The sequence below is a fragment of the Streptomyces sp. NBC_00878 genome, from assembly GCF_026341515.1.
Lineage (GTDB): Bacteria > Actinomycetota > Actinomycetes > Streptomycetales > Streptomycetaceae > Streptomyces.
This window is the reverse complement of sequence record NZ_JAPEOK010000001.1, coordinates 5,774,698-5,799,410: the sequence shown is the minus strand read 5'-3', so window position 1 is coordinate 5,799,410 and position 24,713 is coordinate 5,774,698. Positions and strand designations below refer to the sequence as shown.

Annotated in this window: 23 protein-coding genes, 1 tRNA gene and 1 pseudogene; 17 read left to right on the top strand and 8 right to left on the bottom strand. The window is 69.8% G+C overall.

The annotated features are described in order from the left end of the window. Nucleotides 1-83 precede the first annotated feature (83 nt). The 6 genes from OHA11_RS25000 to OHA11_RS24975 all read left to right on the top strand — a co-directional run bounded on the left by OHA11_RS25000 (nucleotide 84) and on the right by OHA11_RS24975 (nucleotide 7,099). Nucleotides 84-2,399, top strand: a complete 2,316-nt coding sequence (locus OHA11_RS25000) for a (Fe-S)-binding protein (protein ID WP_266499875.1) — start codon at nucleotides 84-86, stop codon at nucleotides 2,397-2,399. A 261-nt stretch (nucleotides 2,400-2,660) separates the two neighbouring features. Beyond that, nucleotides 2,661-3,068, top strand: coding sequence for a YciI family protein (locus OHA11_RS24995; protein WP_266499873.1), 408 nt, complete (start codon nucleotides 2,661-2,663; stop codon nucleotides 3,066-3,068). 71 nt (nucleotides 3,069-3,139) lie between these two features. Continuing rightward, nucleotides 3,140-4,309: an RNA polymerase sigma factor gene (locus OHA11_RS24990; protein WP_266507429.1), complete on the top strand. Its 1,170-nt coding sequence runs from the start codon at nucleotides 3,140-3,142 to the stop codon at nucleotides 4,307-4,309. Between the two features lie 213 nt (nucleotides 4,310-4,522). Beyond that, nucleotides 4,523-5,839: a VCBS repeat-containing protein gene (locus OHA11_RS24985; protein WP_266499872.1), complete on the top strand. Its 1,317-nt coding sequence runs from the start codon at nucleotides 4,523-4,525 to the stop codon at nucleotides 5,837-5,839. After that, nucleotides 5,839-6,858, top strand: coding sequence for an FG-GAP and VCBS repeat-containing protein (locus OHA11_RS24980; protein ID WP_266499871.1), 1,020 nt, complete (start codon nucleotides 5,839-5,841; stop codon nucleotides 6,856-6,858). The genes OHA11_RS24985 and OHA11_RS24980 overlap by 1 nt, the downstream gene beginning before the upstream one ends. Next, nucleotides 6,827-7,099 (top strand): FG-GAP repeat protein, encoded by a 273-nt coding sequence (locus tag OHA11_RS24975; protein ID WP_266499869.1) that lies wholly within the window; start codon nucleotides 6,827-6,829, stop codon nucleotides 7,097-7,099. The genes OHA11_RS24980 and OHA11_RS24975 overlap by 32 nt, the downstream gene beginning before the upstream one ends. 97 nt (nucleotides 7,100-7,196) lie before the next feature. On the opposite strand, the pseudogene OHA11_RS24970 reads toward OHA11_RS24975, so the two are convergent. Further along, a pseudogene (locus tag OHA11_RS24970) lies at nucleotides 7,197-7,434 on the bottom strand (IS1380 family transposase); the annotation flags it as partial. A gap of 118 nt (nucleotides 7,435-7,552) precedes the next feature. Here OHA11_RS24970 and OHA11_RS24965 point away from each other — a divergent pair. From OHA11_RS24965 to OHA11_RS24945, 5 genes are all read left to right on the top strand, one after another. Further along, complete coding sequence (locus OHA11_RS24965) at nucleotides 7,553-7,846, top strand: hypothetical protein (protein WP_266499868.1); 294 nt, start codon at nucleotides 7,553-7,555, stop codon at nucleotides 7,844-7,846. A 554-nt stretch (nucleotides 7,847-8,400) separates the two neighbouring features. Further along, complete coding sequence (locus OHA11_RS24960) at nucleotides 8,401-9,879, top strand: VCBS repeat-containing protein (protein WP_266499866.1); 1,479 nt, start codon at nucleotides 8,401-8,403, stop codon at nucleotides 9,877-9,879. Between the two features lie 98 nt (nucleotides 9,880-9,977). After that, on the top strand, nucleotides 9,978-11,435 hold the full coding sequence (locus OHA11_RS24955; protein ID WP_266499864.1) for an FG-GAP-like repeat-containing protein: 1,458 nt from the start codon (nucleotides 9,978-9,980) through the stop codon (nucleotides 11,433-11,435). Nucleotides 11,436-11,446: 11 nt separating this feature from the next. Further along, complete coding sequence (locus OHA11_RS24950) at nucleotides 11,447-12,853, top strand: FG-GAP and VCBS repeat-containing protein (RefSeq protein WP_266499861.1); 1,407 nt, start codon at nucleotides 11,447-11,449, stop codon at nucleotides 12,851-12,853. A 62-nt stretch (nucleotides 12,854-12,915) separates the two neighbouring features. Then, complete coding sequence (locus OHA11_RS24945) at nucleotides 12,916-14,292, top strand: FG-GAP and VCBS repeat-containing protein (protein ID WP_266499858.1); 1,377 nt, start codon at nucleotides 12,916-12,918, stop codon at nucleotides 14,290-14,292. Here OHA11_RS24945 and OHA11_RS24940 read toward each other — a convergent pair. Both OHA11_RS24940 and OHA11_RS24935 read right to left on the bottom strand, forming a co-directional pair. Further along, on the bottom strand, nucleotides 14,286-14,477 hold the full coding sequence (locus OHA11_RS24940) for a DUF397 domain-containing protein (protein WP_266499856.1): 192 nt from the start codon (nucleotides 14,475-14,477) through the stop codon (nucleotides 14,286-14,288). The genes OHA11_RS24945 and OHA11_RS24940 overlap by 7 nt on opposite strands. A gap of 11 nt (nucleotides 14,478-14,488) precedes the next feature. Beyond that, nucleotides 14,489-15,331: a helix-turn-helix transcriptional regulator gene (locus OHA11_RS24935; protein WP_266499854.1), complete on the bottom strand. Its 843-nt coding sequence runs from the start codon at nucleotides 15,329-15,331 to the stop codon at nucleotides 14,489-14,491. A 196-nt stretch (nucleotides 15,332-15,527) separates the two neighbouring features. On the opposite strand from OHA11_RS24935, the gene OHA11_RS24930 reads away from it, so the two are divergent. From OHA11_RS24930 to OHA11_RS24920, 3 genes are all read left to right on the top strand, one after another. Beyond that, nucleotides 15,528-15,923, top strand: a complete 396-nt coding sequence (locus OHA11_RS24930; protein WP_266499853.1) for an ATP-binding protein — start codon at nucleotides 15,528-15,530, stop codon at nucleotides 15,921-15,923. A 49-nt stretch (nucleotides 15,924-15,972) separates the two neighbouring features. Then, nucleotides 15,973-16,368: a nuclear transport factor 2 family protein gene (locus OHA11_RS24925; protein ID WP_266499851.1), complete on the top strand. Its 396-nt coding sequence runs from the start codon at nucleotides 15,973-15,975 to the stop codon at nucleotides 16,366-16,368. 114 nt (nucleotides 16,369-16,482) lie between these two features. Further along, nucleotides 16,483-17,469, top strand: a complete 987-nt coding sequence (locus OHA11_RS24920; protein WP_266499849.1) for a Yip1 family protein — start codon at nucleotides 16,483-16,485, stop codon at nucleotides 17,467-17,469. Nucleotides 17,470-17,530: 61 nt separating this feature from the next. Here OHA11_RS24920 and OHA11_RS24915 read toward each other — a convergent pair whose 3' ends face one another. After that, nucleotides 17,531-18,907, bottom strand: coding sequence for an FAD-binding oxidoreductase (locus OHA11_RS24915; protein WP_266507427.1), 1,377 nt, complete (start codon nucleotides 18,905-18,907; stop codon nucleotides 17,531-17,533). 215 nt (nucleotides 18,908-19,122) lie between these two features. Between OHA11_RS24915 and OHA11_RS24910 the strand changes: the two genes are divergently transcribed. Further along, complete coding sequence (locus tag OHA11_RS24910) at nucleotides 19,123-20,361, top strand: sulfite oxidase (RefSeq protein ID WP_266499848.1); 1,239 nt, start codon at nucleotides 19,123-19,125, stop codon at nucleotides 20,359-20,361. On the opposite strand, the gene OHA11_RS24905 is transcribed toward OHA11_RS24910, so the two are convergent. The 4 genes from OHA11_RS24905 to dcd all read right to left on the bottom strand — a co-directional run bounded on the left by OHA11_RS24905 (nucleotide 20,252) and on the right by dcd (nucleotide 23,364). Further along, nucleotides 20,252-21,040 carry a hypothetical protein gene (locus tag OHA11_RS24905; RefSeq protein ID WP_266499847.1) on the bottom strand — a complete coding sequence of 263 codons (789 nt, stop codon included), beginning with the start codon at nucleotides 21,038-21,040 and terminating at the stop codon, nucleotides 20,252-20,254. The two genes, OHA11_RS24910 and OHA11_RS24905, sit on opposite strands and share 110 nt — an antisense overlap. A 17-nt stretch (nucleotides 21,041-21,057) precedes the next feature. After that, nucleotides 21,058-22,062 carry a hypothetical protein gene (locus tag OHA11_RS24900; protein WP_266499846.1) on the bottom strand — a complete coding sequence of 335 codons (1,005 nt, stop codon included), beginning with the start codon at nucleotides 22,060-22,062 and terminating at the stop codon, nucleotides 21,058-21,060. Nucleotides 22,063-22,243: 181 nt separating this feature from the next. Next, nucleotides 22,244-22,741, bottom strand: coding sequence for a phosphoribosyltransferase (locus OHA11_RS24895; protein WP_266507425.1), 498 nt, complete (start codon nucleotides 22,739-22,741; stop codon nucleotides 22,244-22,246). Nucleotides 22,742-22,788: 47 nt separating this feature from the next. Beyond that, a complete protein-coding gene (gene dcd / locus OHA11_RS24890) occupies nucleotides 22,789-23,364 on the bottom strand; it encodes a dCTP deaminase (protein ID WP_266499844.1) in 576 nt (191 codons plus the stop codon). A 579-nt stretch (nucleotides 23,365-23,943) separates the two neighbouring features. Between dcd and OHA11_RS24885 the strand changes: the two genes are divergently transcribed. Beyond that, nucleotides 23,944-24,017 (top strand) — tRNA-Gly (locus tag OHA11_RS24885). A gap of 329 nt (nucleotides 24,018-24,346) precedes the next feature. Beyond that, nucleotides 24,347-24,703 carry a hypothetical protein gene (locus OHA11_RS24880; RefSeq protein WP_266499843.1) on the top strand — a complete coding sequence of 119 codons (357 nt, stop codon included), beginning with the start codon at nucleotides 24,347-24,349 and terminating at the stop codon, nucleotides 24,701-24,703. Nucleotides 24,704-24,713 lie beyond the last annotated feature (10 nt).

The window sequence follows — 24,713 nt, the reverse complement described above, 5'->3', positions numbered from 1 at the left end:
TAAGTTACCGCTTAGTAATCAATCTTCGGGGAACCAGGGAGACCCGCCCCGAAGAGAACCTCGCAGGCCCGAGGAGCCCCGAAATGCAACTCGCCGCGATCATCGTGTCGCTGGTCCTGACCGTGATCGGTGTTGCGCTCATCGCCCGAGCCGTCGCGCAGATCTACCGGTTCGTGAAGCTCGGCCAGCCGGTGCCCGCGGGCAGCCGCACCGACAACCCCAAGGCACGCACGATCACCCTGGCCAAGGAGTTCCTGGGCCACACCCGGATGAACCGGTGGGGCATCGTCGGCTTCGCCCACTGGTTCGTCGCGATCGGCTTCCTGACGCTGCCGCCGACCCTCGCGCAGGCGTACGGACAGCTCTTCGAGGCGGACTGGACCCTGCCGGTCATCGGCGGCTTCCTGCCGTTCGAGATGTACACCGAGTTCATCGGCGTGATGACGATCCTCGGCATCGCCGTGCTCATCGCGATCCGGCTGCTGAACCTGCCCTCCCGCGCCGGCCGCAAGTCCCGTTTCGCGGGCTCCAAGGCCTGGCAGGCGTACTTCGTCGAGTACGTCATCCTCACCATCGGCCTCGCGATCTACGCCCTGCGCGGTCTTGAGGGCGCGATCCACCACGTCGAGCACTACGAGGCCGCGTACTTCGCCTCGTACCCCCTGGTCCTCGCCTTCAAGGGGCTCTCCCTCGGCGTGCTCCAGAACCTCGTCTACCTCGTCGCGATGATCAAGATCGGCACCTCGCTGATCTGGATGATCACCGTCGCGCTGAACACCAACATGGGTGTCGCCTGGCACCGCTTCCTCGGCTTCCCGAACATCTGGTTCAAGCGGAACGCCGAGGGCGGCACCGCCCTGGGCGCCCTGCTGCCGATGACCTCCGGCGGCAAGCCGATCGACTTCACCGACCCCGGCGAGGACGACGTCTTCGGTGTCTCCCAGGTCGAGCAGTTCTCCTGGAAGGGCATCCTCGACTTCTCGACGTGTACGGAGTGCGGGCGCTGCCAGTCGCAGTGCCCCGCCTGGAACACCGGGAAGCCGCTCTCCCCGAAGCTGCTGATCATGTCCCTGAGGGACCACGCGCACGCCAAGGCCCCGTACCTGCTCGCCGGTGGCGGCAAACTGGATCCATCAGCGCCTGGCGGCGCGGGGTCGGGCAATGAGAAGGCTTCGGCCGAGGCGCTCAAGGACGTACCCGCCGCCGCCCTCGCGGAGGCCGAGCGCCCGCTCATCGGGACCCTCGAAGAGAACGGCGTCATCGACCCCGACGTGCTGTGGTCCTGCACCACCTGCGGCGCCTGTGTCGAGCAGTGCCCCGTCGACATCGAGCACGTCGACCACATCGTCGACATGCGCCGCTACCAGGTGATGATCGAGAGCGCCTTTCCGTCCGAGGCCGGGACGATGCTCAAGAACCTGGAGAAGAAGGGCAACCCCTGGGGTCTGGCGAAGAAGCAGCGCCTGGAGTGGACCAAGGAGGTCGACTTCGAGATCCCGGTCGTCGGCAAGGACATCGAGGACCTGTCCGAGGTCGACTACCTGTACTGGGTCGGCTGCGCGGGCGCCCTTGAGGACCGCGCCAAGAAGACCACCAAGGCCTTCGCCGAGCTGCTGCACATCGCGGGCGTCAAGTTCGCGATCATGGGCGGCGACGAGAAGTGCACCGGTGACTCCGCCCGCCGCCTGGGCAACGAGCCCCTCTTCCAGGAGCTCGGCATGGAGAACGTCTCCGCGCTGAACATGGCGTTCGGCGAGGAGATGGACGACGAGGGCAACTTCCCCGCGGAGTCGAGGAAGCCCAAGTCCGCGAAGAAGATCGTCGCGACCTGCCCGCACTGCCTCAACACCCTCGGCAACGAGTACCCGCAGCTCGGCGGCGACTACGAGGTCATCCACCACACCCAGCTGCTCCAGCACCTGATCGACGAGGGCAAGCTGATCCCGGTGACCCCGGTCGAGGGCCTCATCACCTACCACGACCCCTGCTACCTGGGGCGGCACAACAAGATCTACACGCCTCCGCGCGAGATCATGACCGCCGTCCCGGGCCTGCGTCAGCAGGAGATGCACCGCCACAAGGAGCGCGGCTTCTGCTGCGGCGCCGGTGGTGCGCGGATGTGGATGGAGGAGCGGATCGGCAAGCGCATCAACAACGAGCGCGTGGACGAGGCCCTCTCCCTCAACCCGGACATCGTCTCCACCGCCTGCCCGTTCTGCCTGGTCATGCTGACCGACTCGGTCAACGGCAAGAAGAACGACGGCAAGGCCAAGGAGTCCATCCAGGTCGTGGACGTGGCCCAGCTGCTCCTGGAGTCCGTCAAGACCCCGGTGGACGACGAGCCCCCGGCGGGCGAGGCGACGGCCGAGAGCGCACCGGAGCCCCAGCCGGTGAAGTGACGGCGCCACCGGCGGCGTAGGGCCGCATGCCCGTAACGAACGAAGCACCCCATGTCCAGGTTCACGCCAGGGACATGGGGTGCTGTCGTCGTACGAGGTCAAGTGGGGTGCTGTCGTCTCCGGAGGTCCGGAAGAGTGAGGTCCGGAAAAAAAGCCGGAAGAAAATCTGCCGGTGATGTCGAGAACCCGTGCCTCGCTCCGTCCCCGCTGTGAACGCGACCACAATGGGCCGCACTCGCACCAGTACCGAGGAGACACACCATGGCCAAGTACCTGCTGCTGAAGCACTACCGAGGCGCCCCGACCCCGGTCAACGACGTCCCCATGGACAAGTGGACGCCCGAGGAGATCTCGGCCCACATCCAGTACATGAACGACTTCGCGGCCCGGCTGGAGGAGACCGGCGAGTTCGTCGACGGTCAGGCGCTCGCTCCCGAGGGGGCATGGGTCCGGTACGACGGCGAGGGCCGCCCGCCGGTCACCGACGGCCCGTTCGCGGAGACCAAGGACCTCATCGCCGGCTGGATGATCATCGACGTCGATACGTACGAGCGCGCCGTCGAGCTGGCCGGGGAACTGTCGGCAGCCCCCGGGGCGGGCGGGAAGCCGATCCACGAGTGGCTGGAGCTGCGCCCGTTCTACGGCGAGTCGCCCACCATCACGGAGTAACACCAGTGACATCAGCGACACCAGGGCCACCGGAGATGCCAGGGACACCGAAGGCACCTGAGGTGGACGAGGTGAACGAGGCCCTGCTCCGGAGCCTCACGCCGGGTGTGCTCGGCATCCTCGTCCGCCGCGGAGCCGACTTCGCGGCGGCCGAGGACGCCGTGCAGGACGCGCTGGTCGAGGCGGTCCGTGTCTGGCCGGCCGACCCTCCGCGGGATGCGAAGGGCTGGCTGGTCACCGTGGCCTGGCGCAAGTTCCTCGACGCGACCCGGGCGGACACCGCCCGCCGCCGACGGGAGGACCTCGTCGACGAGGAACCGGCGCCGGGGCCCGCGCCCTCCGCGGACGACACGCTCCAGCTCTACTTCCTGTGCGCCCACCCGTCGTTGACGCCGTCGTCGGCGGTCGCGCTCACGCTGCGGGCCGTCGGCGGGCTGACCACCCGCCAGATCGCCCAGGCCTACCTGGTGCCCGAGGCGACCATGGCGCAGCGCATCAGCCGGGCCAAGCGCACCGTCTCCGAGGTGCGGTTCGACCGGCCCGGTGATGTCGCGACCGTGCTGCGCGTCCTCTACCTGGTCTTCAACGAGGGCTACTCCGGCGATGTCGACCTCGCCGCCGAGGCCATCCGGCTCACCCGGCAGCTCGCGGGCGCGATCGACCATCCCGAGGTGGCGGGGCTGCTCGCCCTCATGCTGCTCCACCACGCCCGGCGCGCCGCCCGGACCGCGCGCGACGGCAGCCTGGTACCGCTCGCCGAGCAGGACCGCGGCCGCTGGGACACGAAGGTGATCGCCGAGGGCGTCGGGATCCTGCAGATGGCCCTCTCCCGCGACCGGCTGGGCGAGTACCAGGCCCAGGCCGCCATCGCGGCCCTGCACGCCGACGCACCCGCCGCCGAGGAGACCGACTGGGTGCAGATCGTCGAGTGGTACGACGAGCTCGCGCGCCTGACGGACAGTCCGGTCGTCCGGCTCAACCGCGCGGTGGCGGTCGGCGAGGCCGACGGACCGCGGGCGGGCCTCGCGGCACTCGCGGCGCTGGACGACTCACTGCCCCGCCACACGGCGGTGGCGGCGTACCTCCACGAGCGCGACGGCGACCTGGCGACGGCGGCACGGCTGTACGCCGAGGCGGCGCAGAAGGCACCCAACCTCGCCGAGCGCGACCACCTGACGCGCCAGGCCGCCCGGCTCAACGCCGCCGGACAGCCCAAAAGTGACGGACAGCCCAAAAGCTAAAATCCGGATGGGAATATTCGAAATCCGCGGCCACCGAAAGGAAATTTTCTTAGCTATTCGGAAGGTTGGGGCGGATGCCCGAATCGCCGAAGGTAAAGAATTCAGTACACACACTTCACCGCGTTACCACCATTTACCCCCAGCTCGAACACGTGCATGATGACCGCGTTGTTGTTTTCGGGTCGGATGAGGTTCACGGTGCGCGGGCGAAGAATGAGTACGCGGATAGCGGCGGCCCTGACCGGATGCGTCCTCGGCGGCGGCCTCGCCGTCGGATGCGGCCCCACCGCCGACCGGAGCGACGGAGACTCGGCGGGAAACCGCGAACCCGTCACCATCGCCAACGCCCCCGCCCAGCTCCCCGTCCCGCTCGGCAGGGGCAGCCGCACCGCCGACGACTTCAACGGCGACGGGCACCCGGACCTCGTACTCAACAACCTCGTCAAGCGCGGCAGCCACGAGGACGACGCCGGAATCGGCGTCGTCTACGGGTCGGAGCGCGGACTCGCCCCCGGAGCCCGGCAGTTGCTGAGCCCCGCGCGGAACGCCGCTGACACCGAAGGGCAGTTGCCCGCCGTCTTCGACGCCGAGGCGAGCTGCGACCTCGACAAGGACGGCTTCACGGACCTCGTCGTCTCGACCGATCCGCCGTACGACGGACAGGGCCAGCCGCCCGTCCCGCTGCAGCTCCTCTTCGGCTCGGCCCGGGGCCTGACCGGCAAGGCGGTGAAGCTGATGGTTCCCGCGCAGGCCCGCTTCGGCAACGACTGGCCCGACCAGCCGGTGTGCGGGGACTTCGACGGTGACAAGGCCGAGGATCTCGTCGTCCACGCCTCCGACGGCCGACTCAGCTATCTGCGCGGCCCGTTCACGCGCAAGGGCGCCCCGAAGGCGGCCGGCGCGCCGATCGCCTCGCCCGGAAACGTGCCCACACCGCCGGCCGCTGACGTCGACGGTGACGGCTACGACGACCTGCTCGTCCGTACCGCCGAGGCCTCCGCCGCCGCGGCGTCCCCCGCCTCCCTCGTTCTGGGCGGACCGGCCGGGCCCACCGGCGCAGCGGTCGCCCTCCCGCGCGGAGTCGACGTCGCCTTCGGCCGGTTCGGGAAGGGCAAGGGGCTCGACGCGGCGATCGGTTCGATGAGCGGAACCGCGCTGCGGTACGACGTCCCGGGCACCGGGCGCGCCGAACTCGACGTCGCGGGTACGGTCCTGGACGCCGGGGACTTCGACGGGGACGGGGTGAGCGAACTCGTGTCCAGCGGTTCGGAGTTGCGGGTCCTGAAGGGTCGTACGGCGGGTCTGTCCGAGGCCGGGATGGTGACCGTGCCGCCGCCCGCCCGGGGCACCACCCGGGTGCTGAAGGTGGCCGACTTCGACGGAGACGGGCGGGCGGATCTGGTGGTCCGCACGTATCGCGGGGACACGAAGGACACGATCGCCGTGTACCCGGGCGAGAAGAAGGGCCTGCTCGCACGCGAGCCCACCCTCACCTTCTCCACCTCGGGGTTCCTGGGTATGGACAGCTGATGGGACGCCCTTCGAGGACCGGGCAGGCGGCGGTGGCCGTCGCCCTGGTCGCGAGCCTCGCCGTGGCGTGCGGCGGCGACGGCTCCCCGGACCGGCCAGGCAGCGGACAGAAGGGGCCCGCCGCCGGAAAGCCGTCCGACAACCCGGACCCCGGGGACTTCAACGGCGACGGATACGACGACTTCGCGACCGTCGTGTACTCGGAGTCCAAGGACAAGAAGCGGTACGCCGAGACACTCACGGTGGTCTACGGCTCCACCGACGGCCTCAACAAGGCCTCGGCTCAACGGGCTTCGGCGGGCCGGAAGGCGAGCGAGAAGGGCACGGGCTTCGTCTCGGGCCCGCTGCGCACCGACCTCGACGGCGACGGCTTCACCGACCTGGTCGTCGCCCGCGGGAACGCCGGCGCCCCGCTCGGGACCCTCGCCCTCTTCGGCGGCCCCCGCGGTCTGGGCAAGGCCACCGAGCTGGCCCTGCCCGACGGCTTCCAGCCGCGCGCCGCCGCCGACGGGAAGGCGGAGGTGGTGTTCACGTACGACTTCGACGCGGAGGAGGACGAGAGCGCGCCCGAGAGCCTGTACATGGTCGGCTCCTACGAGGGCGGCGCGGACGGGCTCGTACGCGACACCGCGCTCGAACCGCGCATCAGCAAGGCCGTGGGCACCTTCGAGGGGCCGCGTACGCCTGCCGCCGGTGACGCGGACGGCGACGGCGTCGACGACCTGCTGCTGCCCACGCAGCTCACCGTGGCGCCCGCCGACATGCCCGCGGAGGGTGGTGCGCTGACCATCCTGTACGGGGCCAAGTCCGGGCTCGGGAACGGGCGTTCGGAGTCCGTCATCGAGGGCAGGGGCGGAGAGAAGCGGCGGATCGACTTCGGGTCGTCGCCGGCCGTCGGGGACGTCGACGGCGACGGGAAGCCGGATGCCGTCGTGAACACGCCGGGCTATCGGGGGCACGACGTTGCTGCCGGGCGGGGCGTCGGGGGTGCCGTCCGCGGACGGGGAGCAGGCCGTTGATCCCCTGACCGACGGGTTGCCGGGGACGCCCAACCCGTACAAGTGGAACGAGTTCGGTTATCAGCCGCCGTTGCTGGATGTGGATGGTGACGGGCATGACGATGCGGTGGCGTTCGCGCCGTTGTGGGAGAAGCGGGCGGGGGCGTTCCTGGTGTTGCGGGGGACGGATGGCGGGTTCGATGCGGAGAAGGTACAGCTCCTTACGCCGGGGGAGCTTGGGGTGCCGCTGCGGTTGTCCTGAGCGGACCGACCGGACGGGAGCCATGGCGGAGGTCGTGTGTTGGCTGCGGACCGGTTGTGGCTGTCGCGCCCAGGCGGCAGAGCCGCCCGCGCGTTTGGGAACGTGCGTCCCGGATCGCCGCAAGGGCATTCGGGCCGAAGGCGGCGAGTGTGTCGACAAGACGGGAGACCGTCCGGATCGGAAGCCCCCGGGCCGAACACATCCGGCTCGGCCCGCGGCATGCCGATGTCGGCCAGGCAGTCTCCGCCGAGTGCGACGGCCAGGGCCACATCCAGCAGGATCTTGCCTGGATCGTGTCCGGCCCGCGGCTTGCGCCACGGCGTGAGTGCCGCCGATTTGCAGCACCGTTTCCACGGTCTGGACGATTGGCGACACTGTCAATGCCGACAGATCCAATGAAAGGCGAGTCCGAAGTAGCTGCGTAGTTAATTTCGACCCAGAGAGGTGAGCAACATGTCAAAGGGTAAGCGAGTGCGGATGCCAGTGATGGCATTGGGGGCCGTGATCGGGCTGGGCTCTGCGGTGATCTTCATGCCATCCGCGCAGGCAGACGGCATGGTGGACACGGATTACTCGGCCAATGACGGACATGTCACCATCGGGTACAACGGAATAAGGAGCGGCATCGGCCAAGTCGCGATGGCCAATTCGTACGCATGCTTAACCGGTGATGGCAGCATCAACCGGGGATGGGACAAACGCAGTAAGCATCCACTCGGGCAACAACTACATCCGGGTGATCTATAAATTCAACGGAGCGCCCGCGATATGGCGGACAGTTTACATGAAGCCGTTCCAAGAAGAGCACCTCGATGGCAGTGGAGGTGACGTCATAGCGGGTTTCGACATTGTGACTCAGAACGCCGTTTCTGGCGCCCCTGGTGCCGATCCGGTCGCCCCTCCTCCGCCAGACGCCAATCCGGTTGCTCCCCCTCCGGCAAACGGATAGCAACCCCCGGGTTTGCACGGCACGCTTGCGCGGGGCCGGCGGCTGGCCGCCGGCCCCGATCGCTCATGAGTCCTCGTCAGTTCACTGACGGGGACTCTGTGGTTGCGTGGTGCGGTCGTTGTGGGCCTCCAAAGGGACCGATCCCTCCCCGTATGCCCCAATTAGCCCTCTGACCTCAGAAGTCTTCTGCAAAAACTCTCGACCCCCGTACAACCCTGCCCCCTCCCCACGGGTCTTCTGATCGCCAACCGCCCGTAAAGCCCAGGAGAACTCCGGGCGAACGCGAGCGGAACGCACCCCATTGACTGCGGGCGCCCGCCAGGCGTCCCCGCATGCAGCAGGAGAATCCCGCATGCACAAGCATCTGCGACTCACCCTCGCGACGGCGTCCGTTGCCGCGCTGACGGGCGGTCTGCTCACCTTCTCGGCGGTGACGGCAACGGCCGCCGACTCGACGACCGTGCCGCACGCCGACTTCAACGGCGACGGCGTCGGCGACGTGGCCTTCTCGGCCGCGGGCGCCTACGTGAACGGCCGCGCGACCGCCGGCCAGCTCGTCACCCTCTACGGCACCGCCACCGGAGTGTCCTCCGCCAAGCGGTCCACGCTCAGCCAGAACAGCGCCGGGGTCCCCGGCACCGCGGAGGCCGGTGACGCCTTCAGCGCGGAGACCGCGTACGCCGACTTCAACGGCGACGGGTACGACGACCTCGCCGTGTCCTCCCCGGGGGAGAAGGTCGGCAGCGACACCAACGGCGGCACTCTCGCCGTGCTGTGGGGCTCCGCGAGCGGCCTGACCGGCAAGGGCGTCACCGTCGCCGACCCGGCCGTCTCCGCGCACGACTACTGGGGCAAGAACCTTGCCGCCGGCGACTTCGACGGCGACGGCACGGCCGACCTGGCCGTCGGCAACTCCTCCAGCACGGTCTACGTCTACAAGGGCGGCATCAGCGCGTCCGGCACCGCCGTGGGCGGCCGGTACACGCTCAAGCCCCCGATCCAGTCGGGCGGCGACGCCCGTGGCCCGATCAACCTCACCGCGGGCGACGTCAACGGCGACAAGAAGACCGACCTGGTCATCGACGGCTTCGAGACCGGGACCGAATACGGCTGGGCCAGGAACTACTTCGTGCCCGGCGCCGCGAGCGGCCTCGCCATCTCGTCGGCGCAGATCGTGAAGGCCGGCGCGATCACCGCGATCGGCGACGTCAACGGCGACGGCTTCGGCGACATCGTCTCCGGCGCGTACTGGGACAGCACGTTGAGCGACGGCACGACGGTCCCGGACTCGGCCTTCGGCGGCAAGGTGAACGTCACCTACGGCACCGCCGACGGCCCGGGCGCCACCGCGGGCATCACCCAGAACACCGGCAACGTCCCCGGCTCCTCGGAGAAGAACGACCTCTTCGGTTACGAGCTGGACCTCGGCGACATCAACGGCGACGGCTACCAGGACATCGTGGTCAGCTCCGCCGGCGAGGACCTGAACAGCATCACGGACACGGGCGCGGTCACCGTCCTGTACGGCTCGGCGAACGGCCTCAACACCGCTTCCGGCACCCAGTACTTCGCGCAGAGCACGGCGGGTGTGCCCGGCAGCGACGAGAAGAACGACAAGCTCGGCTCGGACGCGAAGCTCGACGACGTCAACGGCGACGGCCGGGCCGACCTGCTGGTCGGCTCGTACGAGAACGCGGGCAACGGCGCGGTGCTGTACCTGCCGTCGAACGGCACGAAGATCACCACGTCCGGCTCGCGGTCCGTCTCGCCGAGCAGCGCGGGTGTGTCGACGACCGGCACCCCGTCGTTCGGCGTCAACTTCGCCGACTGAGTTCGCCGACCGAGCACGTCCCTTCCCTCTTTCACCATCCGGCGGGCCCCGCACCACACAGGTGCGGGGCCCGTCGTCCCCACTACCGGAGACCTCTCTTGCGCAAGCGCACTCTCCTCCTCGCCACGACGCTCACCACCGCCCTCACGACCGGGCTCCTGGTGGCGCTCCCCGTCACCGCCTCCGCCGCCCCCTCGGGCCTGAAGGGCGACTTCAACGGCGACGGCTACGGCGACGTGGCGTTCGCCGCGCCGTACGCCAAGGTCGGCGACCAGGTCATGGCCGGGTACGTGGCCGTCGTCTACGGCGGCGCCACCGGCCTCGACCCGGCCAACCGCACGGTGATCGACCAGAGTTCGGCCGGTGTGCCCGGCACCCCGGAGGCCGAGGACGCCTTCGGCTCGGCACTCGCGGTCGCCGACTTCGACGGTGACGGCTTTGCCGACCTCGCGGTCGGCGCGTCCGGCGAGGACGTCGGCAGCGACGTCGACGGCGGCACGGTCGCCATCCTGTGGGGCGGCGCGAGCGGCCTCGCGGGCGGTACGACGGTCGCGGACCCGGCGGCCACCACGCACGACGAGTTCGGCCGCGTCCTGACGGCGGGCGACTTCGACGGCGACGGCAAGGCCGACCTGGCCGCGGGCACGACCGTCTCGCACGCGTACGTGGTCAAGGGCGGCTTCACCCGCTCCGGCACGACCGGCGCCGCCCAGCGGATCGCGTTGCCCGAGACCTCCCCGTACGGTGTCGACGCGATCAAGGCCGGCGACACGAACGGCGACGGGAAGGCCGACCTCGTGCTGACGTACCGGACCGAGCTGACCGGGGACGGTCCCAACAGCTGGTCCAAGGGGGTCGCGTATCTCGGCACGTCCGCCGGCCTGGACACCTCCGTGCCGCGCGGCCTGAACGGCGGCACCTCCATCGCGATCGGTGACATCGACGGGGACGGCTACGGCGAGATCGCCCTCGGCAACGTCTTCACCGCGGAGGACGACCACTCCGGCAGCCTCGGCGGCAAGGTGACGGTCATCCGCGGTTCGGCGGGCGGCCCGGTCAACGGCGACGCTCCCATGGCCGAACTCACCCAGGACTCCCCGGGCGTGCCCGGCGCGGACGAGGAGCGCGACGGCTTCGGCAGCGCGCTCTCCATCGGTGACGTGAACGGCGACGGCTACGGCGAACTGGCCATCGGCGTCATCTTCGAGGACATCGAGACGATCGAGGACACCGGCTCCACGGTCCTCCTCCAGGGCTCGGCGGACGGCGTCTCCGAGACCGGCGGCCGCACCCTCTCCCAGGCCTCCGCCGGTGTCCCCGGCGGCGCCGAGGCCATGGACTACTTCGGCTCCGACGTCCTGCTGACCGACGTCACGGCCGACGGCAAGGCCGACTACACGGTCTCCGCGACCTTCGAGGGCGAGGGCGTCGGCGCGGTCACCGCGATGCTCTCCGACGGCACGGGCATCTCCCCGGACGGCGACCGCGGCTTCGGCCCCGGCGCGTTCAACCTGCCTTACACGTACGGCGCGTTCGGCGCCGGCCTCACCGACTGACGGGACGTCACATGCGTATCCGCACCATGCTGACCCTCACCGCCGTCCTGGCGGCGGGCGTCGCCCCGCTGACCCTCACCACCCCCGCCGCCGCGGCGCCCGCCAAGCACTACGACGACTTCAACGGAGACGGCTACCGGGACCTGGCCATCGGCAACGACGGCGCCACCGTGGGCGGCAAGAAGAAGGCGGGCGCCGTCGTCGTCATCTGGGGCTCGGCGACCGGCCTCGCCCCCGCGAGCCGCACGGTCGTCTCCCAGAGCAGCGCGGGCATCCCGGGCGCGGCGGAGACGAACGACTACTTCGGCACGGACATCACCACGGTGGACCTGAACTCCGACGGCTACGCCGACGTGATCGCCACCGCGCCCGGCGAGAACGACGGTTCCTACAACGGCACGTTCACCGTCCTGTGGGGCTCGAAGTCCGGCCTGAAGAAGGGGAGTTCGTACCACAACCCCCAGTACAGGGACCGCGGCTTCGCGCTCGACATCGCCGTCGGCGACTTCAACGCCGACGGCAGGCAGGACGTCGTCGCGGTCGACGACATCAACATCTGGTACCTGCGCGGCCCGTTCACCAAGTCCGGCTCCCGCGGCACCGCCACCAATTTCGACCCGACCGACGGCGAGAACATCGACCCGGTCGTCGTCGCCTCCGGAAAGGTGACCAAGGACGGTACGGCCGACTTCGCTGTCCTGGGCCGCGACTGGGACACCGACAGCGACCGCGTCTGGTTCTACAAGGGCGGCTCCGGCGGCCCGAAGAAGACCAAGAAGGTGAGCCTGCCCGCGTCGGCCTCACTGACCGAGGCCGGCGTCACGATCGCCGACTTCGACAAGAACGGGTACGGCGACCTGGCACTCGGCAGCCGCCGCTCGGGCACGGGCGGGGCGGTCTTCGTGCTCCCGGGCACCTCCACCGGCCCCAGCGGCCCGGCGAAGAAGATCACCCAGTCGACGTCCGGCGTCCCCGGCACGCCGGAGTCGGTCGACTACTTCGGCAGTGACGTCTCGGCCGCCGACACCAACGGCGACGGCTACCCCGACCTCGCCGTCGGCGTCGCGGGCGAGGTGATCGGCGACAACTGGTTCCGCATGGGCGGTGTCACCGTCCTGCGCGGCGGCAGGTCCGGCCTCACCGGCACGAACGCCCGCATGTACGACTACGCCACCGCAGGCGTCGAGGGCGAGCCCGGCGAGGACAACGACGCCTGGTTCGGCGAGTCGGTCCAGCTGCGCGACTTCACCCGCGACGGCCGCCCCGAACTCATCGCGTCCGCCCCGGAACTGGGCCGCCTCCACATCCTGCCGGGCACCGCGTCGGGCGGCCTGACGGGCCAGGGCTCGTCGATGCTCACGGCCGAGGTCCTCGGCCTCCAGTCACTCACCAGGTTCGTGGCCGAACTGGCGGACTGACCGCGGACCGGTCACGGACAGACCCCCTCCCCCTCACGCACTCTTCTGGAGAACTCCACCCGATGAAGCGCCAGTTGCGCACCACCACCGCCCTCGCCGCCCTGCTGGCCGCGGGAGTCACCCCGCTGACCCTCACCACCACCAGCGCCTCCGCCGCCGCGGCCAAGTACGCGGACGACTTCAACGGCGACGGATTCCGCGACTACGCCGTCTACTGGGGCGACGACAGCAAGGGCGGTGGCGTCGAGGTCACCTTCGGTACGGCGAACGGGCCCGGTACGCGGACCCAGTTCGTCGACCAGGCGAGCCCCGGTGTGCCCGGCGCCGACGAGGCGGACGACTGGTTCGGCGAGGTCCGCACGGCCGCCGACTTCGACAAGGACGGCTACGGCGACCTCGCCGTGGCCGCGACCGGCGAGGACGTCGACGGCCGCAAGGACCAGGGCGCGGTCACCATCCTCTGGGGCGGCCCGAACGGCCTCTCCAAAGGCACGACCGTCCCGAACAAGGCGCCCAAGGACTCCCTCAACCGGATGGGTTCCGACCTCGCCACCGGAGACTTCAACGGCGACGGCAAGACCGACCTCGCCCTCGTCAACGACGAGAAGACGTACGTCTACCGCGGCTCCATCAACCGGTCCGGCGTCCACGGCTCGGTCACGACCCTCGACAAGACGACGTCCTTCTACTCCACCGCCCTCATCGCCGGAAAGGTGAACGGCGACGGCAAGACCGACCTCGTCGTCATCGGCGACGTCGTCACCGACTCGTACATCGCCTCCGACGCCTGGTTCGTCAAGGGCGGCTCCACCCTGACGTCCGGCAAGACCCTGCGCCTGGAGTCCCTGTCGGGCAACGGCGGAAGCTCGGACCGCGGCGGCGACGGTGTCATCGCCGACTTCGACAAGGACGGCTACGGCGACATCGCGGTCGGCACATCCGTGTACTCCAAGGCCAAGGGCCGGGTCTCCGTCTGGTACGGCTCGTCGTCCGGCCCCTCCACGAGCACCAGAATCACCCAGGCGACGAGTGGGGTGGCGGGCTCCCCGGAGACGTACGACGAGTTCGGCTGGTCCGTCTCCGCCGGTGACGCCAACGGGGACGGCTACAAGGACCTGGCGGTCGGCGTGATCGGCGAGGCCATCAACGGCAAGGAGTACGCGGGCGGCGTCCACGTGCTGTACGGCCGCGCGTCGGGCCTGTCCGGCACGCGCTCGCAGTGGTTCGCCCGCAACTCGGCAGGCGTACCGGGCGCGTTGGAGGAGGGCGAGCACTTCGGCTACGGGGTCCGCCTCCGCGACACGAACGCCGACGGCCGCGCCGACCTGTACGTACGCGGCAGTGTGAACACGCTGCGCCTGCCGGGTTCCCCGACGGGTGTCACCACGACGGGGGCGGCGCCCGCGGAGGAGAAGCTCATCGAGGGCACGCTTCAGTAACTGTGGCGGAGGTGCCATATGAGGGCGGCGAGCCCGGCGCCGGTGGTGGTTATCACCGCGTCGGGGTCGTCGCTTTCGCGGAGGAGGAGGGTGCGGGTGTTCTGACGGGCGGCTATCTCAACACAGTTGGGTGCGTCTTCAGGACCGGAGTACGACGACTTCTGCCAGTGGACGACGGGTGTCATGGCGGGTCCCCTCAGATGTGCTGCGCGAGCCGGTGGATGAAGTCTCTCGACTCTACGACCCCCAGCGCGGCGCTCTCCACGGAGTTGATCACCCGCCGATACAGGCGCAGTTGCGCCTCCGCGTCCATGAACGTCCCGGCGTGCAGGTGGTCCAGCAGGATGGTGTCCAGTTGTGGGACAGGACCGCCCGCCAAGAGCACGGGTGTGCCGATCATCGTGAACCCGTCAACATCGAACGGCACTACACGCACGGTGACTTGGGGACGTTCGGACTGCTCCAGGATGTGAAGCAGTTGCCGTTGAGCCACCTTGCGGTCGGCCCACCTGACGCGCAGCGCCGCCTCATGGACGACCACCTCGTAGTCGGCTTCTTCGAGTACCGCCTGGCGACGCAGACGGAATGCGACACGCCCCTCGATCCTCTCCTCGCTGAGCATGGTCCCCGGAGAGGCGTACGCCGCCCGCACCTGCTCCTCGGTCTGCAACAGGCCAGGAATGTGCACGTTCTCGAATGACCTCAGGTGCGTGGCGTGATGCTCCAGTTCCGCCAAGTCGAGGAAGCTGGGCGGCAGTTGCTCTCGATACTCGGCCCACCAACCACGCACACGCTCGGTCGCCATGGCCGCCAGCGCGTCGACGAGCGCGGCGTCATCGCACGCATACTCACTGGCCCAGTGCCGCACGCGCTCGGCGCTCACCCCGACCCGGGCCGTCTCCGTGGCGGAGAGCCTGCTCTCTGCGATCCCCAACGCCCGTGCCGCCTCCCGGCCACTGAGCCCCGCCCGCTCCCGGAGCTTGCGCAGCTCCGCGCCGAGCCGCTCCTGGCGTGCCGTGATGATGCTCCTAGCTGGCATGTACCCGTTCCCTCCGGGGAGTTGAGGTCCCCCAGTATCCCCGTTCGGCTTGACGGGCATCAGTTTAACCCCATACGGTCAGTGACGAAGCAGCCACTCAACGGAGCGGAAGCGCATCCCCCCGCCACGCCATGCCGGGCCCGACAGAGCCACCGCCCCGCCCCCCTCCTCCACCACTCCCCACCAGGAGACCCGTATGCCCGCACCCCTGGAGTACACCTTCTACATCCCCCACGACCCCCGAGCCGTAGGCATCTGTCGCCGCGCCCTCCGCGACATCCTGACCAGCCACCACCTCCCCGCCCTCATCGAACCGGCGGAGCTGCTCGCCTCGGAGCTCCTCGGGAACGCCATCCGGCACACCAAGGGCCCGGCTGCCCTCAAGCTCAGACATGCGGGACACTCCCTCCGGCTCGGCGCGTGGGACACGGACCCCGCGCCACCCATCACCAGCCCGCAGGGCGACGAATCCGGCCGCGGCCTGCACCTCGTCGACGCGTACGCCGACGACTGGGGCTGGTTCCAGGTCAACGGCACGGCGGGCAAGTACGTATGGTGCGAACTCAGCACAAAGGCTGAAAAGAGCGGATAATCAAAACGTCGGCCATAAGACGCCAGGCAAAGGAAAGGCGGCGATCACGATGGCTGAACACCCGCACGCACTGCTCGTCCGCAAGGGCTACGAGGCCTTCACGCGCGGTGACATGGACACCCTGCGCGGCCTGATGGCCGGGGACTGTACGCACCACGTCCCCGGCGACCACCTGCTCTCCGGCGACTACAAAGGACAGGACGCGGTCATCGGGCTGTACGGCCGGCTCTTCGAGGAGACGAACGGGACCTTCAGCGTCGACCTGAGCCACGTATGCGTCGACGGCCGGGGCCACGCGGTCTCCGTGCACCGCTACACGGCCGAGCGCAACGGCAAGCGCATCGAGCAGAACGGCTGCCTCGTCTTCCGGATCGTAGGGGACAAGATGACGGACATCGACGAATGCCAGGAGGACCTGGAAAGGGAGGCCGCGTTCTGGGAGTGACGCCCCGGGACCGTACGCCTTGATCTTGTACGGCCAAACCCTCAGCAGCCACGAAAAGGCCCCGAAAATGTCCCCGAAAAACCCATGACAGCCGCCCGGGACGTCCCTTAGGGGATGTCACAGCTCGGCAGCAAAGCCGGGTCCGATGCCCCGGGCCCGGCACGTCACCGTGCGGGACCAGGTACGTTCGATTGCGTGGCTGGATTCAGGATCGGACGCGGCCGGGACAACCGCACGCAGCAGGCGCACCCGCAGCAACAAGCGCGGCAGCAGCCTTACGGACAACAGGCCCCCCAGGGAGGCCCGTCGTACGGCCATCCTCCCGGGCCCTACCCCCCGCAGCAGCAGTACGGCAGCGGCGGCAACGGCCCGCAGCAGTGGCCCCAGGGGAACGGACACGGCGAGCCGGAGTACTTCGGCGACAACGGCCACCACCCCCAGGGCCCGGACCCGTACGCGGCGAACCAGGCGGGTCACACCGCGGCGTTCGCCGTCGGCGAGGACCCGTACGGCCAGGGCGGTACGTACCGAGCGGGCCAGGCGCCCGCGCCCCCGGTGGGCCCGCCGCTGCACTGGAAGGAACTGCTGAGCGGCGTCGTCATGCGCCCGAACCAGACCTTCCTGCGGATGCGCGACTACACCATGTGGGGCCCCGCCCTCATCGTGTCGTTCCTCTACGGCCTACTGGCGGTCTTCGGCTTCGACGGCGCCCGCGAGGACGTCATAAAAGCCACCCTGTCGAACGCGATCCCCATCGTCCTCACGACGGCGGTCGCGATCGTCCTCAGCGCGTTCATCCTGGGCGTGGTCACGCACACCCTCGCCCGCCAGCTCGGCGGTGACGGCGCCTGGCAGCCCACGGTCGGCCTCTCCATGCTGATCATGTCGCTCACGGACGCGCCGCGTCTGGTCGTCGCGATGTTCGCGGGCGGCGACGCGCCGTTCGTGCGGCTGCTGGGCTGGGCGACGTGGGTCGCGGCCGGTGTGCTGTTCACGCTGATGGTCAAGAAGTCGCACGACCTGCCGTGGCCCAAGGCCCTGGGAGCGTCGGCGATCCAGCTGGCCGCCCTGCTGTCGATCATCAAGCTGGGTACGTTCTAGGACCTGTCCGGCCTGTCCGGCGCGGGAGCCTCTGTCACGCCGGTCACGCCGGTCACGCCGGTCACGCTGGCTCGATGTTCTGGTTGGCGTGGAAGAGGTTGTGCGGGTCATAGGTCTGCTTGACCCGCGCCAGCCGGTCGTAGTGGTCGCGGTAGGTGGCCCTGACCCGCGCCTGGCCCTCGCCCGGCCCGATGAAGTTCACGTACGAACCGCCCATCGAGTACGGGTGCAGCTCCTCCTGGTAGTCCACGCACCACTGGCTGATGAGCTCGGCGTTGCTCGGGTCCGGGTCGACGCCGGCGAAGACGCCGGACCAGACGGCGTCGCGGTAGCTCCAGGCCGTGTCGTCGGGACCGACCCGGGCGGCGGCTCCGTCGACCGGGTAGAGGTGCATCAGCGACAGGTCGGTGGGGAGGTTCTCGCCGTACTTGAGGTGGACGTCGACCGCCTCGTCGGTGATCCGGTCGAAGAAGTCGCCGCGCCAGTACCACTGCAGGCCCTTGGGGATCAGCTCGTCGAACATGCTCTGCAGCGCCGGGTACGGCATCGGGCTCGTGAAGTGGAAGGCGGGCCGTCCGGCGTCGTTCACCACGGCGAGCGTCTCGTCGAGCAGGGCAGGGTCACCGGTCCAGCACCACACGACGGCGCACATCCGGTGCCCGTGCAGTTCCTCGGGGAACGGCGGCCCCGGCGGCACGGCGAGCGCCGCGTAGAAGCCGTTCAGGTCATCAGGCGCCTGCGGCAGGAACTCGCGGTACCAGCGCAGCACTTCGCGTGTGTGGTCGACCGGCCACACCGTGATGCCGGCCCCTACGGTGTGCACCGGGTGCAGCCGGTAGGTGAAGGACGTGACGACGCCGAAGTTCCCGCCTCCGCCGCGCAGCCCCCAGAACAGGTCCGGGAACTCGGCCTCGCTCGCCGTGACGAACCCGCCGTCGGCGAGAACGACGTCCGCGGAGAGGAGATTGTCCACCGTGAGCCCGTACTTGCGGGTGAGGTGCCCGTGTCCGCCGCCGAGGGTCAGGCCCCCGACGCCCGTCGTCGACATGATCCCGGCGGGGGTGGCGAGGCCGAAGGCGTGCGCGGCGTGGTCCAGGTCGCCGAGCGTGCTGCCGCCGCCGACCTGCGCGGTCTTCGCGACGGGGTCGACCCGTACCCAGCTCATCGGTGACAGGTCGAGGGTGACGCCGCCGTCCACCAGACACAGTCCCGGGCCGCTGTGTCCGCCGCCGAGCACGGCGAGTTCGAGCCCGTGGTCACGGACGAAGTCGACCGCGTTCATCACGTCCCCGGCATCCGCGCACCGCACCAAGGCGGCCGGCCGACGGTCGATCATCGCGTTGTAGATCGAGCGGGCCCCGTCGTACTGCGGGTCCTGAGGAGTGATGACGGGCCCGCGCAGTACGGTCCGCATCGCCTCCAGGGTCGTGCCGTCCATGCCACTGCCGCCGCCGATGCTGCCGCTGCCGCTGCCGCCCATGACGATCGCTCTCCTCCGCGAGGCCCGTGGGTACGGTCCGTCTGCGATCGCACGTTTCATCCGCCCCAGGGCCGATATGTCCATGTCGTCCATGTCCAGGGTCTCGCCGCGCGGAGGGCCTGGCAATCGCGAGCGGGGTACCCGGGGCCGGGCGACGGGAGCACCATGGAGCCATGGACAGCCGCAGGGGCAGGCAGAGTCACGGTCACAACAGCGGTCACGACCACGGCCGCGGCCCCGTCGGCTCGGCGCGCTCGCTTGAGGACATCAGCACGCCGGGGCGCGTGGCCGAGCCCGGCGAAGGCATCAGCCACGAGGAACTCGCCCTCGCGGCCCGCAACCACGGCCTCCCCCTGGAGGCCCTCCACCACGACGTGACCCCGCCCGGCCTGCACTACGTACTCGTCCACTACGACATCCCGTACGTCCCGCCCGCCGAGGCCCACGCCTGGACGCTCACGGTGGGCGGCCGGGTCCGTACGCCCCTGGTCCTGGACCTGTCCGCCCTGCACTCCCTGCCACCCGTCACGCACCGAGTGACCATGGAGTGCGCGGGCAACGGGCGGGCCCGCCTCACCCCACGCCCCGTGAGCCAGCCCTGGCTGGTCGAGGCGGTCGGCACGGCGGACTGGACCGGCGTACCCCTGCGGACACTCCTCGCCGAGGCCGGAGTCGAGCCGGACGCCGTCGAGGCGGTCTTCACGGGAGCCGACCACGGCGTCGAACGAGGCGTGGAGCAGGACTACCGCCGCAGCCTGCCGCTGACGGACGCCACGGCCCCCGACCCGGAGGTCCTGGTGGCGTACGAGATGAACGGCGCCCCGCTGCCACCGCAGCACGGCCACCCGCTCCGTCTGGTGGTCCCCGGCTGGTACGGCATGGCGCATGTGAAGTGGCTGCGGGACATCACGCTCACCGACACCCAGTTCACGGGCTTCCAGCAGGCGGTGGCGTACCGCTACCGCCAGGCCCCCGACGAGCCCGGCGCCCCGGTCACCCGTATCGCGCCCCGCGCGCTGATGATCCCGCCCGGCTTCCCGGACTTCATGTCCCGCACGAGGGTCGTACGCCCCGGTCCGGTACGGCTGGAGGGGCGCGCCTGGTCGGGCCGCGCCCCGGTGACGAAGGTCGAGGTCAGCACGGACGACGGCGGCTCGTGGCGGGAGGCGGAACTCGCGCCGCCGGACGGCCGCGCGGGCCATGCCTGGTCCTGGCGCCACTGGCAGTCGCTCTGGACGGCCACTCCGGGCGCCCATGTCCTGACGGCCCGCGCCACGGATGCCGCGGGCACCACCCAGCCGGTCACGCAGCCCTGGAACCGGGGAGGCTTCGGAAACAACCTGGTGCAACGGATTCCCGTACTGTGCACGCAGGTTGACGGGTCGTCATCCACACATTCCCGCCCGGTGTGAGGCAGACCGCGCGCGGCCGGCGGAACCCGAGCGGCCGCAGCTGGTCCCCGTGACGGGCGGAGAGCGTGACCGCGACGGCGGTGCCGCCCTCCTCGTCGACGGCACGCAGCCCCGGCGCCAGCAGGTCGGCAGCCACGGTGTGGTCCCAGGCGCTCGTGTCGTCCAGCGCGCCGACGACGGCCACCTTCCAGTGCGACTCGTCGGGCCCGGCTTCCCCTTGGGGCCCGGCTCCCCCTTCGGGCCGTGCCTTCCTCAAGCCCGCCGACAGGAGCGGGCGCTCCTGCGGGCCGAGGGCGAGCTCACGGGAGAGCAGGCTACTGAAGCGCTGGTCGGGCGGCTCGGCACCGGAGCTGGGCGGCAGCCAGACGGCGGCCGCGAGAAGCGTGCCGTCCTCGCGCTCGGCCACCCACACCTGACCGTCCTCCAGGGCGTGGTGGGCGAGCATCAGCCGCATGGCACGCCGAGCCCGGTCCCAGTCCACCGGTGCGGCGTCCGGGTGCTGCGGGACGACTCCGTTGTGGGCCGGGGCGATCAGGCGGGCCACGGCCGGTACGTCCACGAGTCCCGCGGCGCGCACGGTCGTCCGGGGCCGCGTCGGAAGAGGCTTCGCCATGGCCGAGGCCGAGGCCGAGTTCGAGGTCTTCGTCATGGTCATGGTCATGGTCATGGTCATGGTCATGTCTGGTGTTCTCCTTCTCAGACGGTCCGGCTCGTGCCGGTGAGTTCGACGGTGACGGGGCGTAACCGCGCGGCGGACGGGAGCCGGGCGCGGAGGAGCCGGGCGGGGACCAGGACGGGGGCAGGGGTGAGATCGGGGGCGGGGGTGAGATCGGGAGTGGGGGCGGGGGCAGGCTGGCCGCCGGATCGGCCGTATCGGCCGTATCGCGGCTGAGGCCGGCTGAGGAGGACCACGCCCCGGGCAGCCACCACCGCACCGGCGAGGGCGATCAGGGTGCCGACCGTGCCGTACCGGAAGCCTTCGCCGAGCAGGCCGATGCCGATCACGGACGCAGTGACGGGGTTGACGAGGGTGAGCAGGGCGAGCGGACCGCCGAGGCCGCTGCGGTACGCCTTCTGGGAGAGCAGCAGCCCGGCCGAGGCGAACGCGACGGCGAGAACCGCGACCACCGCCACACTCCAGGACAACGTCGGCCCGACGGCGAGCTTCTGCGCCAAAGTGGAGCCGACCCCGGACGCGACACCGGAGGCCGCCGCGAAGGCAAGACCGCCGAGACGGCCGAGACCGCCGAGGCCGGAGCGGACGAGTACGGCGATGACGACGAAGGCGACGAGCGCGACCCCAAGAACCTCGGCGGTCCCCAGAGTGTCGTCCGGCGCCTGCCCCGCCGCGGTGGCGGCCAGCAGCGCGGTCAGCCCGACGAGGGTCAGGGCCATACCGCGCCACTGCGTACCCGAGGTCCGGCGGCGGACGGCCAGCGAGCCGAGGGGCACCGCCACCACGAGGGTCAGCGCACCGAGCGGCTGCACGAGGGTCAGCGGCCCGTACCGCAGCGCGACCACATGCAGCAGCGCGCCGGAGGCGTTGAGCCCGACGGCCCACCACCACGAGCCGCGGGCGAGCGTGCCCCGCAGATCGGCCGTACCGGCCGCGGTCCGCTCCTGAACCACGGCGGCCGCCGCGTAACAGAACGCGGAGACGAGGGAGAGCACGAGTGCGAGGAACACCGGACTGGTCAGCATCGCGGCCCGGCCCTCCCTTCGATCGATACGAAACGGTTTCGTACACGAACGCTACGGGGGCCACTAGCGAAACGCAAGCGTTTTTTTAACGGCAAGAAAAACGCGCCCCGTAAGGGGCGCGGGGAACTGCGCGACCAGCCACAACGGCGCCGCAGCCAAAAAACGGGCACTCAGTGGAACGTCAGGCGTCGAGAACCTGCCCGGCCCTCTTCACCACAGGCGGCTCCACACTCCACGGAAAGTTGATCCACTGATCCGTGCGCTTCCACACGTACTCGCACTTCACGAGCGACTGCGACTTCTCGTAGATGACGGCGGACCGCACCTCCGCGACGGCGTCGACGCAGAAGTCGTACACGAGCTTCAACGTCTTGCCGGTGTCGGCGACGTCGTCCGTGATCAGCACCTTCTTGTCGGAGAAGTCGATGGCGTTGGGCACGGGGGCGAGCATGACCGGCATGTCCAACGTGGTCCCCACCCCCGTATAGAACTCGACGTTCACAAGGTGGATGTTCTTGCAGTCGAGGGCGTAGGCGAGCCCGCCGGCGACGAAGACGCCCCCGCGGGCGATGCTGAGCACGATGTCGGGCTCGTACCCGTCGTCGGCGATGGTCTGGGCGAGCTCGCGAACGGCGACGCCGAAGCGCTCGTAGGTGAGGTTCTCGCGCTGGTCGCCTATGCCACGGTTCGTATCACCGCTCATGTCGCCGCTCATATCGCCGCCACTCACACCTGGGTCCGATGGAAGTTGAGGAAGGACCGCGAGGCGGTCGGCCCGCGCTGGCCCTGGTAACGGGACCCGTACCGGTCGCTGCCGTACGGGAACTCGGCCGCCGAGCTGAGCTGGAACATGCACAGCTGCCCGATCTTCATACCCGGCCAGAGCTTGATGGGGAGGGTCGCGAGATTGGACAGCTCAAGGGTCACGTGGCCGGAGAATCCGGGGTCGATGAACCCGGCGGTGGAGTGGGTGACGAGCCCGAGCCGCCCGAGGGAACTCTTGCCTTCGAGCCGCGACGCCAGATCATCGGGAAGCGTGATGACCTCGTACGTCGACGCGAGGACGAACTCCCCGGGGTGGAGGATGAACGGCTCGTCCCCCTCGGGCTCGACGAGCCGCGTGAGATCCGCCTGCTCGATGGACGGATCGATGTGGGGATAACGGTGATTCTCGAACACCCGGAAGTAGCGGTCGAGCCGCACGTCGACGCTCGACGGCTGCACCATGGATTCGTCGTAGGGATCGATCCGTACGCGCCCGGCGTCGATCTCGGCCCGGATGTCCTTGTCAGAGAGAAGCACGCCCCGAGGATACGCAGAGCGCCCGGGCCCGCCACAATCCGGTGATCGTGGCGGACCCGGGCGATTGCGAACGAAGCGAACGCGCGGTACGCGGCACTGCGTACTACGCGCTGCACTCTGCGCTCTGCGTGTACTGCGCGCTCAGTGCTTCTCGAACTCCACAGGTACGACATTGCGGAGCCGGGCACAGCGTGGGCAACGGATCAACCGGCCGGGACCGAGCCGCTCGGCCTGCTGCATCGGAAGCGAAGCGGTGCTGAATACGTGCCCTTCGGCACAACGGACGACGGTGCTGCGTTCCATCAAGTCCTCAGAGTCCCTTCCCCAAGAGCTGCGTCTGACTGACGAGGAAGCGCCACATTACGGGACGAAGGGGACAGCCCTCCAGGCGGCACTCCGATCCCGCGCAGCCCCTCTTCAACCCCTCCACCGTACGCCCCAACTCCCGCGCCCCGCAGCCCCGTCCACCCCCCGAAACAGCACCGGGCGGGCCACGGCTTCAGCGCCGGGGGCCTGGCATGAGGTATGGTGATTCCGCGTTTCCGACACCGGTCCAAACCGCCTGAACCGGCGTCTTACGCGGGTGTAGTTTAGTGGTAGAACATCAGCTTCCCAAGCTGAGAGTGCGAGTTCGATTCTCGTCACCCGCTCCATAATGAAACCCCAGGTCAGCGGCCTGGGGTTTCGCAGTGTGCATCACAACCCTTTCGCGCTTGCGGCCCTCGGCCTGCGGTTCCCTGCGCGTCAGCTTCACCTGAGCCCCGCAGAACACCCTTCTCAGGTGCGTCGCGCCGCATACCGTCGAGACGGCTCTGGCGACGGACGGCGAGCCCCTCGTCGTCCCCCTCGGGAACGGCACGGTGGAACGCCCGTGCGCCCGACACCGGACGAGACACCCGGATCACCCGTGCGCAACCCGCCGCCCGGTCGGCACATGTCCCGAGGCCCGGTTCACCCCGTCGGCCCCTGATGTCCCCCTGCAGTGTTCGGGGATGCCCGTCCCGCGGCCGGGGGAGGCTCGCATGGCAGATGTGAACTTGCGCAGATTGTCCCGCCGGCAGGCCGATCAGCAGCGGGATGCCGTCGCGGACCTCCCGCCCACCGCCGCACCGGCATCGCGGCCCGCCTGGGCGAGCGGCTGCTGGCCCGCCTCGACGCCGACCTGCTCGTCGCGGCCGTGGAACGGACCGGCGACCGGACGGAGGGCGACACGGCGGCGGACGTCCTGCGCTCCTGGGGGTGGTCGAAGCTGGGCGAACTCGATCCCCCTGCCGCCCATGACGGTTCCGGCCCGGCACCGCTGGCCCGGGATGTGTGGATCCGCAGGCCGCTGCGGTGAGAACTGCCGG

Excerpts from the sequence above, each read along its gene's own strand:
- OHA11_RS24920 (WP_266499849.1), top strand. The coding sequence starts at position 16,483 with ATGTCACAGCTCGGCAGCAAAGCCGGGTCCGATGCCCCGGGCCCGGCA.
- OHA11_RS24935 (WP_266499854.1), bottom strand. The coding sequence starts at position 15,331 with ATGCCAGCTAGGAGCATCATCACGGCACGCCAGGAGCGGCTCGGCGCG.
- OHA11_RS24930 (WP_266499853.1), top strand. The coding sequence starts at position 15,528 with ATGCCCGCACCCCTGGAGTACACCTTCTACATCCCCCACGACCCCCGA.
- OHA11_RS24985 (WP_266499872.1), top strand. The coding sequence starts at position 4,523 with ATGAGTACGCGGATAGCGGCGGCCCTGACCGGATGCGTCCTCGGCGGC.
- OHA11_RS24910 (WP_266499848.1), top strand. The coding sequence starts at position 19,123 with ATGGACAGCCGCAGGGGCAGGCAGAGTCACGGTCACAACAGCGGTCAC.
- OHA11_RS24945 (WP_266499858.1), top strand. The coding sequence starts at position 12,916 with ATGAAGCGCCAGTTGCGCACCACCACCGCCCTCGCCGCCCTGCTGGCC.
- OHA11_RS24940 (WP_266499856.1), bottom strand. The coding sequence starts at position 14,477 with ATGACACCCGTCGTCCACTGGCAGAAGTCGTCGTACTCCGGTCCTGAA.
- OHA11_RS24900 (WP_266499846.1), bottom strand. The coding sequence starts at position 22,062 with ATGCTGACCAGTCCGGTGTTCCTCGCACTCGTGCTCTCCCTCGTCTCC.
- OHA11_RS24960 (WP_266499866.1), top strand. The coding sequence starts at position 8,401 with ATGCACAAGCATCTGCGACTCACCCTCGCGACGGCGTCCGTTGCCGCG.
- OHA11_RS24915 (WP_266507427.1), bottom strand. The coding sequence starts at position 18,907 with ATGGACGGCACGACCCTGGAGGCGATGCGGACCGTACTGCGCGGGCCC.
- OHA11_RS24905 (WP_266499847.1), bottom strand. The coding sequence starts at position 21,040 with ATGACCATGACCATGACCATGACCATGACCATGACGAAGACCTCGAAC.
- OHA11_RS25000 (WP_266499875.1), top strand. The coding sequence starts at position 84 with ATGCAACTCGCCGCGATCATCGTGTCGCTGGTCCTGACCGTGATCGGT.
- OHA11_RS24965 (WP_266499868.1), top strand. The coding sequence starts at position 7,553 with ATGTCAAAGGGTAAGCGAGTGCGGATGCCAGTGATGGCATTGGGGGCC.
- OHA11_RS24925 (WP_266499851.1), top strand. The coding sequence starts at position 15,973 with ATGGCTGAACACCCGCACGCACTGCTCGTCCGCAAGGGCTACGAGGCC.
- OHA11_RS24995 (WP_266499873.1), top strand. The coding sequence starts at position 2,661 with ATGGCCAAGTACCTGCTGCTGAAGCACTACCGAGGCGCCCCGACCCCG.
- OHA11_RS24980 (WP_266499871.1), top strand. The coding sequence starts at position 5,839 with ATGGGACGCCCTTCGAGGACCGGGCAGGCGGCGGTGGCCGTCGCCCTG.
- OHA11_RS24950 (WP_266499861.1), top strand. The coding sequence starts at position 11,447 with ATGCGTATCCGCACCATGCTGACCCTCACCGCCGTCCTGGCGGCGGGC.